Here is a 444-nt window from a genome sequence, read left to right on the forward strand (position 1 = left end):
CCACATCCTCAACGGGCTGTCGGTGGACTTCAAGGACGACGCGATCACCACGGTGCTGGGCCCTTCCGGTACCGGCAAGAGCGTGCTGCTCAAGCACATCGTCGGTCTGCTGGAGCCCGATGCTGGGCAGGTCAAGGTGTTCGGCACCGACATCTGGCGAACCTCGGAGGAGGAGCGCTTCGAGCTGCGCAAGCGGTTCGGTGTCCTGTTCCAGGACGGTGCGCTGTTCGGTTCGATGAACCTGTACGACAACGTCGCGTTCCCGTTGCGTCGGCACACGGAGAAGTCCGAGCGCGAGATCCGCGACATCGTGATGTCGAACCTCGTCGAGGTGGGTCTGGAGAAGGCCATCGACAAGGCTCCGAACGAGATCTCCGGCGGCATGCGCAAGCGTGCCGGATTCGCGCGCGCCCTGGTCCTCAAGCCCGACGTGGTGCTGTTCGA

1 protein-coding gene is annotated in these 444 nt (G+C 64.0%); it reads left to right on the forward strand.

Features of this window, described 5'->3' with window-relative positions; genetic code table 11:
* A partial coding sequence (locus ACOADB_RS04635) for an ABC transporter ATP-binding protein (protein ID WP_378596775.1) occupies positions 1–444 on the forward strand: 444 nt, incomplete at both ends.

The organism is Nocardioides sp. CPCC 206348 (genome assembly GCF_048654705.1).
Lineage (GTDB): Bacteria > Actinomycetota > Actinomycetes > Propionibacteriales > Nocardioidaceae > Nocardioides.